This is a genomic window from Methanoculleus taiwanensis, from assembly GCF_004102725.1.
GTDB lineage: Archaea > Halobacteriota > Methanomicrobia > Methanomicrobiales > Methanoculleaceae > Methanoculleus_A > Methanoculleus_A taiwanensis.
In genome coordinates, this window is record NZ_LHQS01000004.1 from 1 (window position 1) to 15,558 (window position 15,558).

10 protein-coding genes are annotated in these 15,558 nt (G+C 58.6%); 5 read left to right on the plus strand and 5 right to left on the minus strand.

What is annotated here, in order from left to right; translation table 11 throughout:
* The first annotated feature begins 51 nt into the window (after positions 1 to 51).
* The 3 genes from ABH15_RS12610 to ABH15_RS12620 all read left to right on the plus strand — a co-directional run bounded on the left by ABH15_RS12610 (position 52) and on the right by ABH15_RS12620 (position 4,809).
* Positions 52 to 1,290, plus strand: a complete 1,239-nt coding sequence (locus ABH15_RS12610) for a Coenzyme F420 hydrogenase/dehydrogenase, beta subunit C-terminal domain (RefSeq protein ID WP_128694832.1) — start codon at positions 52 to 54, stop codon at positions 1,288 to 1,290.
* 187 nt (positions 1,291 to 1,477) lie between these two features.
* Positions 1,478 to 3,535, plus strand: a complete 2,058-nt coding sequence (gene fdhF, locus ABH15_RS12615; RefSeq protein ID WP_128694834.1) for a formate dehydrogenase subunit alpha — start codon at positions 1,478 to 1,480, stop codon at positions 3,533 to 3,535.
* Between the two features lie 2 nt (positions 3,536 to 3,537).
* The gene (locus ABH15_RS12620) at positions 3,538 to 4,809 is read left to right on the plus strand and encodes a Coenzyme F420 hydrogenase/dehydrogenase, beta subunit C-terminal domain (protein ID WP_128694836.1); all 1,272 of its coding nucleotides are present in this window, start codon (positions 3,538 to 3,540) and stop codon (positions 4,807 to 4,809) included.
* A 6-nt stretch (positions 4,810 to 4,815) separates the two neighbouring features.
* Here ABH15_RS12620 and ABH15_RS12625 read toward each other — a convergent pair whose 3' ends face one another.
* A complete protein-coding gene (locus ABH15_RS12625) occupies positions 4,816 to 6,684 on the minus strand; it encodes a chloride channel protein (RefSeq protein WP_128694838.1) in 1,869 nt (622 codons plus the stop codon).
* Positions 6,685 to 7,058: 374 nt separating this feature from the next.
* Here ABH15_RS12625 and ABH15_RS12630 point away from each other — a divergent pair, with 374 nt between their 5' ends.
* Together ABH15_RS12630 and ABH15_RS12635 are read left to right on the plus strand one after the other, a co-directional pair.
* Complete coding sequence (locus ABH15_RS12630) at positions 7,059 to 7,928, plus strand: formate/nitrite transporter family protein (RefSeq protein WP_128694839.1); 870 nt, start codon at positions 7,059 to 7,061, stop codon at positions 7,926 to 7,928.
* A gap of 12 nt (positions 7,929 to 7,940) precedes the next feature.
* Positions 7,941 to 8,465, plus strand: coding sequence for a nucleotide-binding protein (locus ABH15_RS12635; RefSeq protein ID WP_128694842.1), 525 nt, complete (start codon positions 7,941 to 7,943; stop codon positions 8,463 to 8,465).
* 96 nt (positions 8,466 to 8,561) lie between these two features.
* Here the strand turns inward: ABH15_RS12635 and ABH15_RS12640 are convergent, their stop codons facing one another.
* Genes ABH15_RS12640 through ABH15_RS12655 form a run of 4 tightly spaced genes read right to left on the minus strand, consistent with a single transcriptional unit; the run spans position 8,562 to position 15,507 of the window.
* Entirely contained in the window at positions 8,562 to 10,175 is a 1,614-nt protein-coding gene (locus ABH15_RS12640; protein ID WP_128694845.1) for an ATP-binding protein, read from the minus strand.
* Positions 10,153 to 11,190 (minus strand): DNA double-strand break repair nuclease NurA, encoded by a 1,038-nt coding sequence (locus ABH15_RS12645; RefSeq protein WP_128694848.1) that lies wholly within the window; start codon positions 11,188 to 11,190, stop codon positions 10,153 to 10,155. Before ABH15_RS12645 ends, ABH15_RS12640 begins: the two co-directional genes overlap by 23 nt.
* Positions 11,190 to 14,372 (minus strand): AAA family ATPase, encoded by a 3,183-nt coding sequence (locus ABH15_RS12650; RefSeq protein ID WP_128694851.1) that lies wholly within the window; start codon positions 14,370 to 14,372, stop codon positions 11,190 to 11,192. Before ABH15_RS12650 ends, ABH15_RS12645 begins: the two co-directional genes overlap by 1 nt.
* The gene (locus ABH15_RS12655) at positions 14,359 to 15,507 is read right to left on the minus strand and encodes a metallophosphoesterase family protein (RefSeq protein ID WP_128694854.1); all 1,149 of its coding nucleotides are present in this window, start codon (positions 15,505 to 15,507) and stop codon (positions 14,359 to 14,361) included. Before ABH15_RS12655 ends, ABH15_RS12650 begins: the two co-directional genes overlap by 14 nt.
* Between the last annotated feature and the right edge of the window lie 51 nt (positions 15,508 to 15,558).

Consider the following 15,558-nt stretch of genomic DNA (forward strand, 5'->3'; position numbering starts at 1 on the left):
CGAGTTCAAGGCATGTGCCGTTAAGGTCGAGAAGATTACGGAGGCCTGAATATGGCAGCACAAGGCGACAAGATCTACGCATGGGCAGCCGACGCCGCCTGCCAGGAGAAGGGCGAGTGCGGAGGCGCAGTCTCCGCTCTCCTGAAGTACGCCCTCGAGAGCGGCACCGTCGACGCCGTCCTTGCCATCAAGAAGGGACAGGACATCTACGATGCCGTCCCCACGCTCATCACCGACCCCGCACAGATTGCAGAGACTTCCGGATCGCTCCACTGCGGAACGCTCCTGCTCTCAAAGCTCTTCAAGAAATACTTTGACGGAGCAAAGAACATGAAGATCGCCGTCCCGGTGAAGGGCTGCGATGCAATGGGTCTCTACGAGCTTGCAAAGCGCAACCAGGTCAACCTCGACAACGTCTACATGATCGGTCTCAACTGCGGCGGGTCGGTAAGCCCGGTCTCCGCCCGCAAGATGATCACCGAGAAGTTCGGCATCAGCCCCGACGACGTCGTCAAGGAAGAGATCGACAAGGGTCAGTTCATCGTCATCACCAAGGATGGCCAGCACAAGGGCATCTCGATCGACGAACTCGAAGAGGAAGGCTACGGCCGCCGTTCCAACTGCCGCCGCTGCAAGATGAAAGTCCCCCGCCAGGCAGATCTTGCCGCAGGCAACTGGGGTGTCATCGGCGACAAGGCCGGCAAGGCAACCTTCATCGAGGTCTGCTCCGAGAAGGGTGCGAACCTCCTCTCCGGCGCAGAGAAAGCAGGCGCTGTCAAGACCGAAGCGGCACCCGCAAAGGGTATCGAGATCCGCGGCAAGGTCGAGAACGCGATGCTCAAACTCGGCGACAAGTGGCGTGCACACGACTTTGGCGCCCTCGGCGAGGGACGCGACCGTCTCCAGACAATCATGGAGGCAACGAGCCGCTGCATCAAGTGCTACGCCTGTATCGAGAACTGCCCGATCTGCTACTGTGTGGAGTGCAGCACCAAGAAGGCCGACATGGTCGAGCCCGGCAAGGTGCCCCCGGACTTCATGTTCCACCTGATCCGGTTCGCTCACATCTCCGACTCCTGCGTCAACTGCGGCCAGTGCGAAGAACTCTGTGCGATGGACATCCCGAACGCACTCTTCATGCACGCCCTGCAGGTCGACCTCGAGGAGATGTTCGGCCAGAAGCCCGGTGTTGACATGACCCTGCCGATTCTGGCACTCGTCGATGAGAAGAGTGAGCGCAAGCGCTTAAACGACACCGGCGACGACCAGATCTTCAACATCTTCAAATAAACCAACCCATTTTCCCATCCTCGCGCTTTCGGGGATGGGGGCACATGGTATCACCGGCACCAGATCTGGCCGGGACCCCCTCCCGGCTTCCCCCGGTTAGTTTCCACTATTATTCATCGGATTTTTTGCAGAAACCACGGGTATTAAATATTACAAGACGGGTAGTTCCTCGCGTTGAGGAACAGCCATGGATATCAAGTACGTATCTACGACGTGCCCGTACTGCGGCACCGGGTGCGGCTTCAATCTTGTCGTCCGCAACGGCAGGGTCGTCGACACTGCACACTGGCAGCGTGCCCCGGTGAACGGAGGCAAACTCTGCCCGAAAGGCCGCTACGCCCACGAATTTATCAACAGCCCCGACCGGCTCACCAGGCCCCTCATCAAGAAGGACGGCCAGTTCGTCGAGGCAACCTGGGACGAGGCCTACGACCTGATCGCCCAGAAGTTCAAGTCCTACAAGCCCGAGGAGATGGCCTGCCTCTCGTCCGCCCGTGTCTCCAACGAAGAGAACTACCTGATGCAGAAGTTCGCCCGCAGCGTCCTGAAGACCCCGCATATCGACCACTGCGCCCGGCTCTGCCACGCATCCACCGTCGCCGGCCTTGCAATCGTCTTCGGTTCCGGTGCGATGACGAACTCGATCGGCGACATCGCCGAATCGAAGTGCCTCTTCATCATCGGCAGCAACACCTTCGAGCAGCACCCCCTGATCGGACGCAGTATCATCCGTGCGAAAGAGAACGGCGGAAAGGTTATCTATGCAGACCCGCGTGACACGGCGACGGCCAAACAGGCCGATCTCTACATGCCGTTCACCTCAGGTACGGACGTCGCTGTCCTGAACGGCCTGATGCAGGAGATCATCAGGAACGGATGGGAAGACAAGGAGTTCATCGAGAAACGGACGAAAGACTTCGATAAGATGAAAGAAGTCGTCATGAAGGAGGACTACAGCCTCGAGAACGTCTCGAAGATCTCCGGCATCCCGGTCGAGAGCCTCAAGACCGCTGCCGAGTGGATCGCAAAGGCCGAGGTGGCATCATTGATCTACTCGATGGGCATCACCCAACATACCGTCGGTGTCGACAACGTCAAATCCACCGCGAACCTGATGATGCTCACCGGCAACATGGGCAAAGCCGGCGGCGGCGTAAACCCGCTCCGTGGCCAGAACAACGTCCAGGGCGCCTGCGACATGGGCTGCCTCCCGAATGTCTACACAGGCTACCAGAAGGTCACCGAAGAAGCTGCCCAGAAGAAATTCGCGAGCGCCTGGTGCTGCGGCATCGCGGAGGGTAAAGTCGGCTATACCGTCACCGAGATGATAAACGTCCTTGCCGATGAACCCGGCAAACTCAAAGCCATGTACATCATGGGCGAAAACCCCATGCTATCCGACCCCGACCTTCACCACGTAGAGGAGGCCTTCGGGAACCTCGAGTTCCTCGTCGTCCAGGACATCTTCATGAGCGAGACGGCAGAGCTCGCCGACGTCGTCCTTCCGGCCTCCTGCTACGCCGAGAAGGACGGCACCCAGACCAACACCGAGCGGCGCGTCCAGCGGCTGCGGAAAGCCCAGGAACCGCCCGGCGAGGCGAAAGAGGACTGGAAGATCATCTGCGAACTCGCCGGGCGGATGGGCATGGGCGACCAGTTCGCCTTTGCAGATCCGGAAGAGGTCTTCAACGAGATTGCCGCCGTCACGCCGTCCTACCACGGGATGAACTACGCACGCCTCGACCCGGACGGCCTCCACTGGCCCTGCCCGAGCATTGACCACCCGGGAACCCCGATCCTGCACACCGAGAAGTTCGCCACCCCCGACGGCCTCGGCATCTTCTCACCCATAGAGTGGAAACCACCGGCGGAGGTTCCGGACGCGGAGTATCCGTTCGTCCTCACCACCGGCCGCATCATCTGGCAGTGGCACACCGGGACTATGACCCGGAGGTCGTGGAGCCTTGAGAAAGAGGCCCCGACCGGCTGGATCGAGATCAATCCCGAGGACGCAGAGCAACTCGGTATCAAGGACGGTGAACTGGTGACGGCGAGCACACGTCGCGGCAGCGTCGATGTGCCTGCGAAAGTGACCGGTGAGATCAAGAAAGGGGTGATGTTCATGCCGTTCCACTACAAGGAATGCGCGGCGAACGTCCTGACCAACAACGCGCTCGATCCCATCGCCAAGATCCCCGAATTCAAGGCGTGTGCCGTCAAGGTAGAGAAGATTACGGAGGCCTGAAGATGACGGCAAAAGGCGATTTACTCTATGCGTGGACGACCGACGACACCCTTCGGGAGAAGGCCGAGACCGGCGGCGCCGTCTCTGCTCTCCTGAAGTACGCCCTCGAAAGCGGCACCGTCGATGCGGTCTTCGCCGTCCGGAAAGGTGCCGACGTCTATGACGCGGTACCGACGCTCATCACCGATCCGGCGGAGATAGGGGGGGCGGCAGGATCGCTCCACTGCGGGACCCTCCTCCTCCCGAAACAGATGAGACGGTGTCTGCTCGCAGTCGAGCCCGATATGAAAGTGGCTGCGGTGCTGAAAGGCTGCGATGTAAAGGCGATGTACGAGATGGCCAAGCGCAACCAGATTAACCTCGACAACGTCATCATGATCGGTCTCAACTGCGGCGGGACAATCAGACCGGAAACGGCCAGAATCATCGTTCGGGAGAAACTCGGACTCGATCCCGACGACGTCGTCAAGGAGGAGATCGACAAAGGAAAGTTCATCGTCATCACGAAAGACGGCGAACACAAGGGCATCTCCATCGACGAACTCGAAGAGGGAGCCGAGAACCTGCTCGGTGACGAGGGGCTCGGCCGCCGTTCCAACTGCCGCCGCTGCAAGATCAAGATACCCCGGCAGGCCGATCTTGCCTGCGGAAACTGGGGTGTCATCGGCGACAAGGCAGGAAACGCTACGTTCGTCGAGATAGGCTCGGAAAAAGGTGCAAACCTCGTGAACGGAGCAGTGAACGCCGGTGCTCTTGCGACCGAAGCCCCACCTGAGAAAGGGATCGCGATCCGCGGCAAGGTCGAGAACGCAATGCTCAAACTCGGTGATGCGTGGCGTGAGCGCTACTTTGGTGCACTTGGGGAAGGGAAAGAGCGCCTCCAGACGATTATGGAGGAGACGAGCCGCTGCATCAAGTGTTACTCCTGCATTGAGAACTGTCCGGTCTGCTACTGCCAGGACTGCAGCACAAAGCAAGACTACTTTGTCGAACCAGGGAAGGTGCCGCCGCCGTTTATGTTCCACCTGATCCGGTTCACCCACATCTCCGACTCCTGCGTCAACTGCGGCCAGTGCGAGGAACTCTGCCCGGTGGAGATCTCAAACTCGGTCTTTATGCATGCCCTGCAGGTCGACCTCGAGGAACTCTTCGGGTTCCACCCCGGCGAAGATATGACGCCGCCTGTCCTCGCACTCGTTGACGAAAAAGCGGAAAGGAAGCGCCTTGACGCAACCGGCAGCGACCAGATCTTCGATATCTTCACCAAATCCTGACACTTTTTAGAGGCCGATCCGGCTGTGCCCGCCTCCATCCTCACGGGTGAACCGGCCGCCGGTCTGCTCCGGAAGATACTCCTGCCCGGCTATCTGCGCAGAACGCCTGACGTACGCCTTCATGATATCGGTTCTCGTGAGAAAGCCGACGAGTACCCGGCCGTCATCGGGAGAAACGACGGGGAGATGGTGGATCTCATGCCGAATCATCGTGCTCAGTGCCTCTTCAAGGGTAGCCGTCGGCTGTACGGCTACGACCGGCGACGTCATTATCTCCTCAACGCAAACAGCAGTGAGACCGTCCACCCCCCTGACATCCCGAGTAGCCACGATGCCGATGAGCGATCCTTCCTGATTCAGCACGGGAAAACCGGTGTGCAGGGTCTCATCGATCAGCCGGAGCACCCGTCCCACAGGATCGGCTGGTGAGACCGCCACAATCCGGTCACGCGCCACCATAACCTCCCCCACCCGGATATCACCGAGGATCTCTATCGTATACTCGTCCCGGTGCGCTGCAGACTCTGCCCGGGTTAAGACCTGTTCGCGGAAGATCGTTGATTCACCGATCAGGAGATGTGCAATCGAAACCGCCCCCATCGCAGGTACGAGCAGGGAGAAGTCGCCGGTCATCTCTACGACCATTATCATAACGGCAATCGGGGCATGTGAGATCGCACCGAAGAGAGCGATCATCCCGACGACGACGAATGCCGGTACCGATTCGAGTGGGACGAGGCCGGGGAGGAGAAGGTGGAGCAGCGAACCAAGAGCACCCCCGGTCGCTCCCCCGATCATCAGACCCGGGGCGAAGACACCACCACTCCCCCCGGAGCCGATGGTGAATGATGTCGTCAGGATCTTCGTGAACGGGAGGAAAAGGAGCACACTGAGCGGGAGCATATTGTAGAGCGCGAGCTGTGCAAAGCCATACCCGGTTCCAAGGCTGGCAAACCCGATGATCGCCGCATCCGGCGAGAGAGACGCAAGACCGATAACGAGTATGCCGGTCAGAAACGCCCCGATCAGGGGCTTTATGTGGTTCGGCAGGTTGTAGCGGGAGAAAACGTCTTTGAATACCCGCTGTGTGCCGTAGAAGAGAAAGATATACAGGAGGCCGACTGCGGTCGAGACCACGCCCAGGAGGAGGAAGAGGGGTATCTGGTAAACATTCCAGGTGATCGTCGCTGCACCGAATACCGGCTCAAACCCCTCCACAAGACCAAATATGGCATACCCGATGACGGAAGCGAGGAATGCAGGGATAATGGCCTCGGTCTCGAAATCCTGCTTATACAGAATTTCAGCGGCGAGGATTGCTCCGCCGAGGGGAGCCATGAAGATCGTGCCGATCCCGGCGCCGACACCGGTCGCGATGGCTATTCGCCGCTCCTGCGCCGAGAGCCCCAGGAGGTCGGCGGCGATTGAGCCAAAACCCGCGGAGATCTGGGCGGTGGGGCCTTCACGCCCGGCACTTCCGCCCGTGGAGATGGTCAGGATGGCAGTAACCGCCTTGAGGAGAGGAACGCGCCACCGCATTCTGCCTTTCCCATGGAATGCCCTGATGGCCGCATCGGTCCCATGTCCTTCAGCCTCCGGTGCCAGGGTATAGACAAGCAGACCGGAAACAAGGCCTCCGAAGCAGATGACGGGAAGAATCATCCAGAGATGATCCGGAGGCGCCCACTGCGCTATATCCGCAACGGTCTGCCCTTCTTCAGGCAGGTGGAACCCCACCACATCTCCCATAAAAAAAGCGGTTCCGATCTTTAGCCCCTCAAAAAAGAAGAGAGCCCCGATGCCGGATATAACACCAATGAGAACGGCAATGAGGATGATCTTCTTATACGGGGTGACGACGGTCTCAATCAGCATGCCTATGTACACATTTGCCCCTCCTCCACTTATGAACAGCGATTCCAGCCACGTTGCAGATGCAGAATACCCGCGTATCACCGCGAGAAAATACGGGCGCGCCTATCGATTCGTACGCATCAAACATCTTCAGAAATGAGCCGAATCTGCGTGTAGGAGAATACGCACCCAGGAACGTAATTAACCTTTCGATACTATTTATGAAAATAGGTTTACCACAAGTATACCGGGGGGCGGGAAACGGGGAAAATTCACGTTTCTGATGTGCACGATTCGAAAGATATTAATAGCATTCTCCATTTACTCTAATTTGAACCTATACAGATAAAATTACTCGCTGGTATAGGTAGGACGTTTAGAGAGGTGTAAAGAAAATGGTGTTCCATCCTCCAGTTGCTATTGTGGCAAAAGCCGCAGATGCCGGTAAGTACAAGACCGGTCTGCCGGCATGGAATATGCTCCTCCGTGGACTCATGGCAGGATCATACATCGCCATGGGCGGTGCTCTTGCAACGGTCTGTAGTACCGGTGTAGCGGCATTCCTTGGTGCAGGTTTCGCAAAGCTGATTCTCGGTGCGGTCTTCCCTGTTGGGCTTATTATGATCGTCCTGACCGGTGCGGAGCTCTTCACCGGTGACGCGATGCTCGCCCCGATGGCTGCATTTATTCACAAGATCAGCTGGGTAAGCGTGCTTAACCTGTGGGTCTGGGTATACATCGGAAACCTTATCGGTTCCCTCCTGTTCGCATACATCATGGCCTACGGCCCGCTCGTAGGCTTCGATGCAGCAGGCGCAGCAACCGTCAATGCCTTCGGCCTCGCCGCCGTGAACATCGCCATCGGCAAGGTCTCCTACGTAGGCTTAGTCGCACAGTGGTCGCTCTTCCTGAAGGCTATCGCCTGTAACTGGCTCGTCAACCTGGCAGTGCTGCTGGGTATCTGTGCCGACGACCTGATCGGCAAGTTCTTCGGAATCTGGTTCCCCATCATGGCCTTCGTTTCCACCGGATTCGAGCACTGTGTCGCCAACATGTACTTCATCCCCACCGGCATCATGGTCAGCGGAATGTTAAGCCCTGAGCAGATCGCCGACATCGGTGCCAAGCTTGCAAACCTGTCCTGGGTGACCATGTGGACGAACAACGTCATCATGGCAACCATCGGCAACATCGTCGGCGGTCTCTTCTTCGTCGGTGTCGTCTACTGGGTCGCCTTCCGGAAGGAGATTGCAGCACTGAAGTAAAAGAGATACCAGATGAAAATCGGAAACATCAATGTGAAGATATCGGTCATATCACTGGCCGTTTTTGGTATCTTCACCATTATTTTACTCGGTACGGTCATCACCACGGGAGAGACATCGCTCCTGATCTGGGGAGTCCCGATTCTCGCAATGCTTCTGATCATTCCCGCAGTACTCAACTACATGAGCCAGCAGCAGTATGCGTCGCTGGTTCCGATGTACGAACAGGAGGCGAGAGATGTCCGGATTAGGGAGATAAACCTGAACATGCTCAGCGAACCGGTTCGGATCGTCGGCATCGTGGAGCGGGTGCATTTCCAGTTCCTCAACCGGCCGCAGTACCTCGTTGCCGATCGTACCGGCGAGATATCGGTGAAGATGTTCACCAATCCGCAGGAAGACGTACAGGTGAACGATAAGGTCGAGGTGCTCGGAACAGTCGTGAAGCGATACCTCCTGAGCGGAGATGCGGTCATAAACTGCGTCTCGATACGGAAGACCACCGAAGTGACAGCTCCCGAAAAGAAAAAGAAATAATCCTGATCAGAATCAGGATCTCCGTGTTATCCGGGGAATGACCAGCGCGGATCAACCCGATCCCGACAGATTATCCCCCCTTCTACTGCCGACATCTCAGAAGCTGGTGTCGAGCCCGTCATCTATCGGCCTTCTGACCGGTTTTCTGCCAAGTTCGTCAATATACTCCTCGAAGAGATGGATGCGTGTACTCACCGGGAAGGGAATACGCAGCGTGCTGATAACCGCTTCACCGGGTTCGAGCGTCTGAATCTCCGTATCGAGGCGTGAGAGATCCTGTTTTGCGCTGCTGGCGATGGTATCGCGGTCGCCCCTGTCCGAGAGCCCCATAACGACGAATGTGTTCAGCTGGGCAAGCACACGGGCATCGATATTCTTCGGCTGCTGGGTCACGACGCAGATGCCGACACCAAACTTTCTCCCTTCCATCGCACATTCACGGAAGATACGGGTGCTCTGACCACCGGAACCGAGTACCCGCTGTGCCTCCTCGATCGCTATCAGCACCTGCTTCTGCTCGCCTGACCCGCCGCCGCTCCCGCACATTGCGTCTTCCCCCTGGTGGCGGCGCATAATCTCACGGGTGAGTATCGAGAGAACGAAGAGTTCGCTCTGTTCGCTCATCCGGGGGATATCAATCAGCACAACCTTGTTTTCATGGAGCGCTTTGATGATCTCGGGTATCGACGAACCCTTCGAACGGAGAAACGACCGGTTCCGGGAGACCATACTCTCGACATGCCGCTGCACCACCGGGAGCGTCTTCGTTGAAAAATTTCGAAGATCCCACGCAATATCCCGATACTCCCCCGTATAGGCGTTGGCATCGAAGTCGGAGAGATCCTCGTTCTCCTCAAAAAAGCCGATAACATCGGAGCCCGGATACTTCTCCAGTTTCTCGATGACGTCACGTTGGGCATCCGAGTGTTCGTACAGGAGCAGAAGATCCGGCGACCTGAAGTCATCGTACTCGAGCCAGAGGCGGTTGAGGCCGTACTTCTTCCGTCTCGATTCGTCTATCGTGAAGACCGCGAGACCCTCGCGCCCGGCCTGGTAGTGGACAAGACCCTTGGTGGGTAGTCCGCTCGACGACCGACCGCCCGCAACGTACTCGCCGTGGGGATCGACGATCAGGAGGCCGAACTGTCTGGCAGCCATACAGGATGCACAGAAGACTTTCATGAAATTACTCTTCCCCATACCGGTCGTTGCAAAAACGCCCATGTGCTGGCGCATGACGGCTGCGTGGAGAGAGACCTTCACATCCTGCAGGACACCCTGGCCGCTCTTCATCACGCCGACCTCGATCTCTCCCATCACCTGCCGCAGGAAGTGGAAGTCCTCTGCGCTCGGCCGTTCGACCCGCGCAAACTTCGCCGGGATCGTCCGGGGCTTTCGAAAGCGCTCGTCGTCTCCCACATAGCCAAGCGGCAGCGCCTCGACGAGAATGTAGACGTCCTCTCCAAGACCGTAGAAGTGTTCGGTATGGGGGCGTGTATCCCACCGCGGGTCGGAGAAGTTGCTGTCGTGAATGAGATCGCTCACTTTCGCAAAGAAGACCAGTCCCTTGACCGTATCGGTGATCTTCAGGATGTCCCCGATGTAGAACTCCTCATCGTGAGGAACTGCGAAGCGGTAGCTGAGCACCCGATCCCCGATCAGGCGGTACTTCGAGGTATCGTTCAGGTTAATATCGATCAAACTCGTCATGGTAATCTCCAAAGAGGCGTACATACTCGCGGTGGCTCATGCCCTGCTCGGCCATCCCCCGCATGAGATCCTGGCGTATCTGATCGACGGCATCCTTCCCTATCTTCGTCGTCAGATGTGCATCCAGGAGGGGGTAGGGGTATCCGGTGATCCTCCCGTCATCGGCATAGGCGGCAAGGCCCGAGAATACCGTCGCCACCGTCTCACAGCTGTCGTAGCGGGGGAGTTCGACCTTGAACGCTCTCTGGGAACGGTGATGGAGTCGTGCAATATACTGGTCGCCACGCTGCTTCCAGGGACGTGACTGCTGGCGGTCGAGGATGGCCTCGAGCCCCGATACACGGACGAACCATGGTTCGGGAACTCCATACTTCTTCGCCAGCCCCTCGGCCGCAGGGACGATCGGGTACCCGCCTCCCCAGGTAAGCGAGGTACGTTTCGTGACCGCAGCCAGGAGAATACCGCGGAGGTTGCAGAGGTTCATCAGCCGGACCAGGATCTCATCGTGGCTGGCATGGCTGACCCGCAAGGTACCGTCGATCAGAATCAGATCACCGGCATCGAGTGTCCCGGCCATCTCCAGCGCTACCCAGTACTCGAGGGTATCGCGCATCACGGCGGCGTTCTGGAGCGGGTCGTCGTGGTAAAGCAGCGCTTTCGGCGAAGATGCGAAACAGTCCGAGAAGAGCGCTTCAAACTCGTCGTTGCACCCATCCGGGTGTACGGCGACGAGGTGCATGGGTGTTGTCGCCCTCCCGTGCCGCACCCCGCCGCGGTACGAACTTGCCGATGCCCGAACCACCGCCGCCGAAAAACTTCCTGCGTCGAGGAGAAGGGCGTTGCTCCCGTCGACCGCGCAGACAGTTCCCTCAAACCCGGATGGGCAGGTCAGGAACGATGAAGGATCGAATCGGCTGACTCTCGCGAACCGGTCAATGATATCCGCCGGTGCATACTCCCTGATCCGTCCGGCGAGCCTCGCCACCGACTCCCGGTACTCCCCGTGCAGGTCCATCAACGTATCTCCCGGATACGGCTCGTCCTGTCGGCGCCCATCTCCACCATCAGCGTCGACGAGAACTCGTCCTGCACCTCGGTGATATGCGAGATGAGAAAGATCTGCGGGAAGTAGCTCTCCTGCGTCCTGAGAGCCCGCACCAGATTGCTCCGCCGCCCCTCGTCCTGGCTTGCAAAGATCTCGTCGAAGATCAGGAACGTACTGTCGTGCATCTCGTTGACCTCCGCAAGAAATCGTGAGAGAGCGATGCGGAGGGATATGGCGATATCGTCCTGCTCTCCTCCGCTGAACCTGTCGGCAGGGTAGTCCTCGCCCATATCATGCACCAGAACGGCAAAGTCATCGTCGAGCATCACCGTATCGTAGCGGCCGTCCGTGATCTCCCCGAGAATACGACCGGCCTCGTCCTCGATCCGATCCCTGACAACCTGCAGGAGATAGACGATGTAGTCGCCGATGACCTTGCGGGTCAGGCGCAAGAGCTCGATCTCCTCCCGGAGCCCCTGGCTTGACCGGACAAGTTCACCGATCCGGGAGAGAACCTGGCGGAACCGTTCGATATCCCGCTCGGTCTGCTGCATCCCGATTGCTATCCGGTTCTGCTCTTCGATGCAGGTCTGCAGCTCCTGCTCTGCCCTGGCAAGGGCTTCTTCAGCAGCCGCGACCTGCCGGTCGTCAAACCCGAGCAGAGCACGTTCCTGCCGGATCCGGAGGATTTCGGCTTCGCACTGGCGTGCTTCGGCCAGTCTCTTCTCGAGCCTGCTCCGGAGGCGGGGAATCTCCTCCATCCGCACCTCGAGCTCGAGCACCCGCCGGCGTGCATCCCCGGCACGGCGGTACAGCTCCAGCAAGAACTGGTGCCGGGCGGGATCATACGCCAGCTGCACTCGTTCCTCCTCGCGATCCCGTATCGCCCGCTTCAGGCTCTCGATCCGTGCGTCGAGCTCCTCACATTCCTCACAGTACTTCGGTTTCCGGGAAAGGAGTGCCTGATTGTGGGTATACTCCCGATGCAGCCCTTCGAGCTTCTCCCGTTCCTCCTCAAGCCGCTTCTTTTCGACCGGGTCGAAACCGAGTGACCGGAGTGCGGCTTCGAGCACTTCCTTTCGGGCAAGGTGCCCTTCAACCTCGGTGATCAATTCTTTGCGCTCTTTTCGGAGTGCCGGAAGAGAACTGCAGATACCCCGGAGCGTATCTGCACGCGACCGTTGCTGTTCGAGTGCTGCCCTTCGCTGCTTTACGATCTCGTGTTCATCGGCATCATACCGCAAAAGACCGAGTTCGCGAATGGCGGCATCGTGAATCGCATACTCACTCTGCCACTTCAGAAGGCGGCTCATCAGATCCTGCCGGCGAGAACTCTCGAGTGCCAGCGCGCTCAAGATCTCCTCATGCTGCCGGCGCTGCTCGTCGAGGTCTGCGAGATCCCTCTGTATGCACAACTGCTCGGCGGCAGCACCGGCACGGCTCTCTTCCACTGCCGCCAGAGAGGCCTTGAGCGACGTAGCAGTCTCTGCGAGCTCGCCGAGGAGATCCTCATACCGATCCCCGAGATGCTGGTAGCATGTCGGGCATCTCCCTTCCCTTCCGGCGAGGGTGAGTTCGTCACGGTTACGGGCAATCTTCTCAATTTCCCGACAGATAGCCTCTTTACGTGCAATGCACGACGAAACGACGGACAACAGTTCTTCCTTTCGACACGTGAGGGCGGAAACCTGACCTTCCAGGTCATCCAGAGCGGCACGACTGCCCGATAGCGCCCCAATCCGCTCATCGATCTCGCTCACCTGCGCCGCAAGGTCGTCCATCTCCCGCCGGCAAAGCATCTGCTGTCGGGCGAAGACGGCGGCCCGCGCGAGGAGATCATCGCGACTGCAGCAGTCGCCGTACTCCTCAAGTGCCGCTTCGAGTTCCTCGAGGCGCCGCTGCTGCTCCTCAACCACTTCGATCTCGCCCCTGATCTCGACGACACGCCGTTCCACCACGCAAAACCGCTCGTCCAGACGTGAAAGATCGTCCTGAAGGCGCACATACTCCGGCTCGATCGCCTTCAGATCGTCAAGGCGGTCAAGGAGAACCCGCCTTCTTGCGATCTCCTGCTCAAGGCTGTTCTGCCGCTCTTCACACTGCCGGAGCGATTCGAGATCCGAGACGATTCGTTGCCGCCGTGCCTCGTGCTGTCCGATAAGATCATGCCATTGTGCGCATTCGAGTTCGATCCGCTCTACGCATGCCTTCTTCTCCGCATATCCGGCAACACCCGCCTCCGCCTCCTCATAGCGGCCGGCGGTTTCGGCAAGACGGGCAATCTCCTCGCGGTGTGCTTCGTTTTCCGCGATCTCCTCTTCAATCTCACGGCACTCCAGAAGGATCCGCTCGAGCTCCCCTGCCTGCCGCGACTCTTCGGCACCGAACTGGAGATACTGCTCACGGACTTTGAGCAGGCGGCCCAGTTCTTCCCGCACCTCGTCCCGCCGCTCTCCTGCCGCTGTCCGCTCTTCACCGGCTCTCCGGATCGCACGCTCAGCCGCTTCGTAGTCGCTCTGCAACGAGAGCAATCTGTCCCGGACAGCCTCAGCATCGAGTTCTTCAAGCCTTCCGGTCAGATTGGAGAGCTTCTTTTCGCACCCGTCGATGAGCCTCCTGAGTTCTTCCATGCTGTCCCGTTTGAGGTACTCGATGCCGAGCACCTGCATGAACCAGTCCTTTCTCGACCCCGGGCGGCTCTCGAGGAGCGAGAGGAGATCCTTCTGGCCTGCATAGATAGTGTTCTTGAAGTCGGCAGGCCCCATGCCGATCACGCGCTGGACTCCGAGCAGAACATTCTGCACGCCGTCGGCGTACTCACCGAACGGTCTCCCATTCAGAAAAAGGCGCGCTTCATGCAACGTCGAAGACGGACGCTTCCGAAATCTGCGGACAACGCTATACTCATTCCCGGCTACGGAAAAGTCGAGCCTGACCTCGCATGGCTCCTGCCGGTCGACAAATGCGCTGACGATGTAACTCCCATCGAGACCCGTTCCCTGCAGCCCGTAGAGTGCGAAGAGGATAGCCTCTATGATGCTGCTCTTCCCGGCACCGTTATTCCCGACGATACCGGTTATCCCGTCGCAGAAGGTGATCTCCTGATCGCAATAGCGTTTGAAGTTGCGCATGACAAGCCTATGAAGAAGCATCGTTCGCCTCCCTCTGCCGGGCGATCACCGACCGCAGGATCCCGCCGCCCTTCTCTTTCACATACGCCTCCTGGGTCTCATTCAGGTGCTGCATCTCCACAAACCGCTGAAACTCCTCCACGTAGTCCACACCCGCGAGGCTCTGCTCACGAAAGACCGGTGAAGGATCTTCGGCAGCAATGGTCCGAAACTTCAGATCCAGAAGGCCGCTGCGCAGATCATTGAGTGCCCGCTGATCGAGTCCCCGCAACGTCTCCCGGAGCACCCCGTCGAGAGTGATCTGGCACATGCCCCCGTTCGGCATATGGCTCTTCGAGATGAGATCGACGATCTCCTCGAGGATATCCTTTGCAGCAAGCCCGTCGCAGTTTATCCTGCCGAGATCGACCATCGGGGTGCGTGCAAGATCAATATGCTGCACACTCCGATCATCAAGATCGACGAGCAGCCCACCTTTCGTATCCCGGATCTCACCGTAGGTGCAGTACTCGAGAGAGCCGCTGTACCAGGCGTTGTCGGCAACCTGGCTCTGGGCGTGGTAATGGCCGAGCGCTATGTAGTCGAACCGGTCAGAGAGGATCGTGGCATCGATCTCATGTTCCGCCACCGTCTGCAGCCGCCGGTCCTTGATAGCGCTTGCAAGGCCGTGCGTAACGAGGACGTTCTTTCCGGTTCCAAACTCAATCGCGTCGAACGCCTCCCGGTACCCGCTCGTCTGCAGCATATTGGGGATCAGGTGAAAGACCGTATCACCGATCTCGACCCGGTGGTACTGATGCCGGTACGCGGCATGGACCTCGGCGGTATGGTACTCCAGCACCTCGAGCGGGGATGTCGTGTGGCGGGTCTTCGCCATGCTGTGGTTCCCGGCGATGACGACAAAGGGAATTCCCGCCTCTTCGAGCCTCCTGAGCGCTTCAAGGACGGTCGTGTAGGCACGGGTCTTGGGCTTGACCTGGTGAAAGAGGTCGCCCGCATGCACGATTACGTCCGGCCGCTGCCGGACAATCTGATCGACCGAAGCAAGAAAATTATCGTATATCAGCTGTTCCCGTAAATTCATCCCGGTTTCAGGGTTTATCTTATTGAACGCCGAGAGCCCGAGGTGCGTATCCGCAATATGAACGATTCTCATGCCCGATCTATCACCTGTCTCCTGCAGTTAAAACCCTGACGACCGGAGGGC

Excerpts from the sequence above, each read along its gene's own strand:
- ABH15_RS12635 (WP_128694842.1), top strand. The coding sequence starts at position 7,941 with ATGAAAATCGGAAACATCAATGTGAAGATATCGGTCATATCACTGGCC.
- ABH15_RS12610 (WP_128694832.1), top strand. The coding sequence starts at position 52 with ATGGCAGCACAAGGCGACAAGATCTACGCATGGGCAGCCGACGCCGCC.
- ABH15_RS12640 (WP_128694845.1), bottom strand. The coding sequence starts at position 10,175 with ATGACGAGTTTGATCGATATTAACCTGAACGATACCTCGAAGTACCGC.
- fdhF (WP_128694834.1), top strand. The coding sequence starts at position 1,478 with ATGGATATCAAGTACGTATCTACGACGTGCCCGTACTGCGGCACCGGG.
- ABH15_RS12625 (WP_128694838.1), bottom strand. The coding sequence starts at position 6,684 with ATGCTGATTGAGACCGTCGTCACCCCGTATAAGAAGATCATCCTCATT.
- ABH15_RS12630 (WP_128694839.1), top strand. The coding sequence starts at position 7,059 with ATGGTGTTCCATCCTCCAGTTGCTATTGTGGCAAAAGCCGCAGATGCC.
- ABH15_RS12655 (WP_128694854.1), bottom strand. The coding sequence starts at position 15,507 with ATGAGAATCGTTCATATTGCGGATACGCACCTCGGGCTCTCGGCGTTC.
- ABH15_RS12650 (WP_128694851.1), bottom strand. The coding sequence starts at position 14,372 with ATGCTTCTTCATAGGCTTGTCATGCGCAACTTCAAACGCTATTGCGAT.
- ABH15_RS12645 (WP_128694848.1), bottom strand. The coding sequence starts at position 11,190 with ATGGACCTGCACGGGGAGTACCGGGAGTCGGTGGCGAGGCTCGCCGGA.
- ABH15_RS12620 (WP_128694836.1), top strand. The coding sequence starts at position 3,538 with ATGACGGCAAAAGGCGATTTACTCTATGCGTGGACGACCGACGACACC.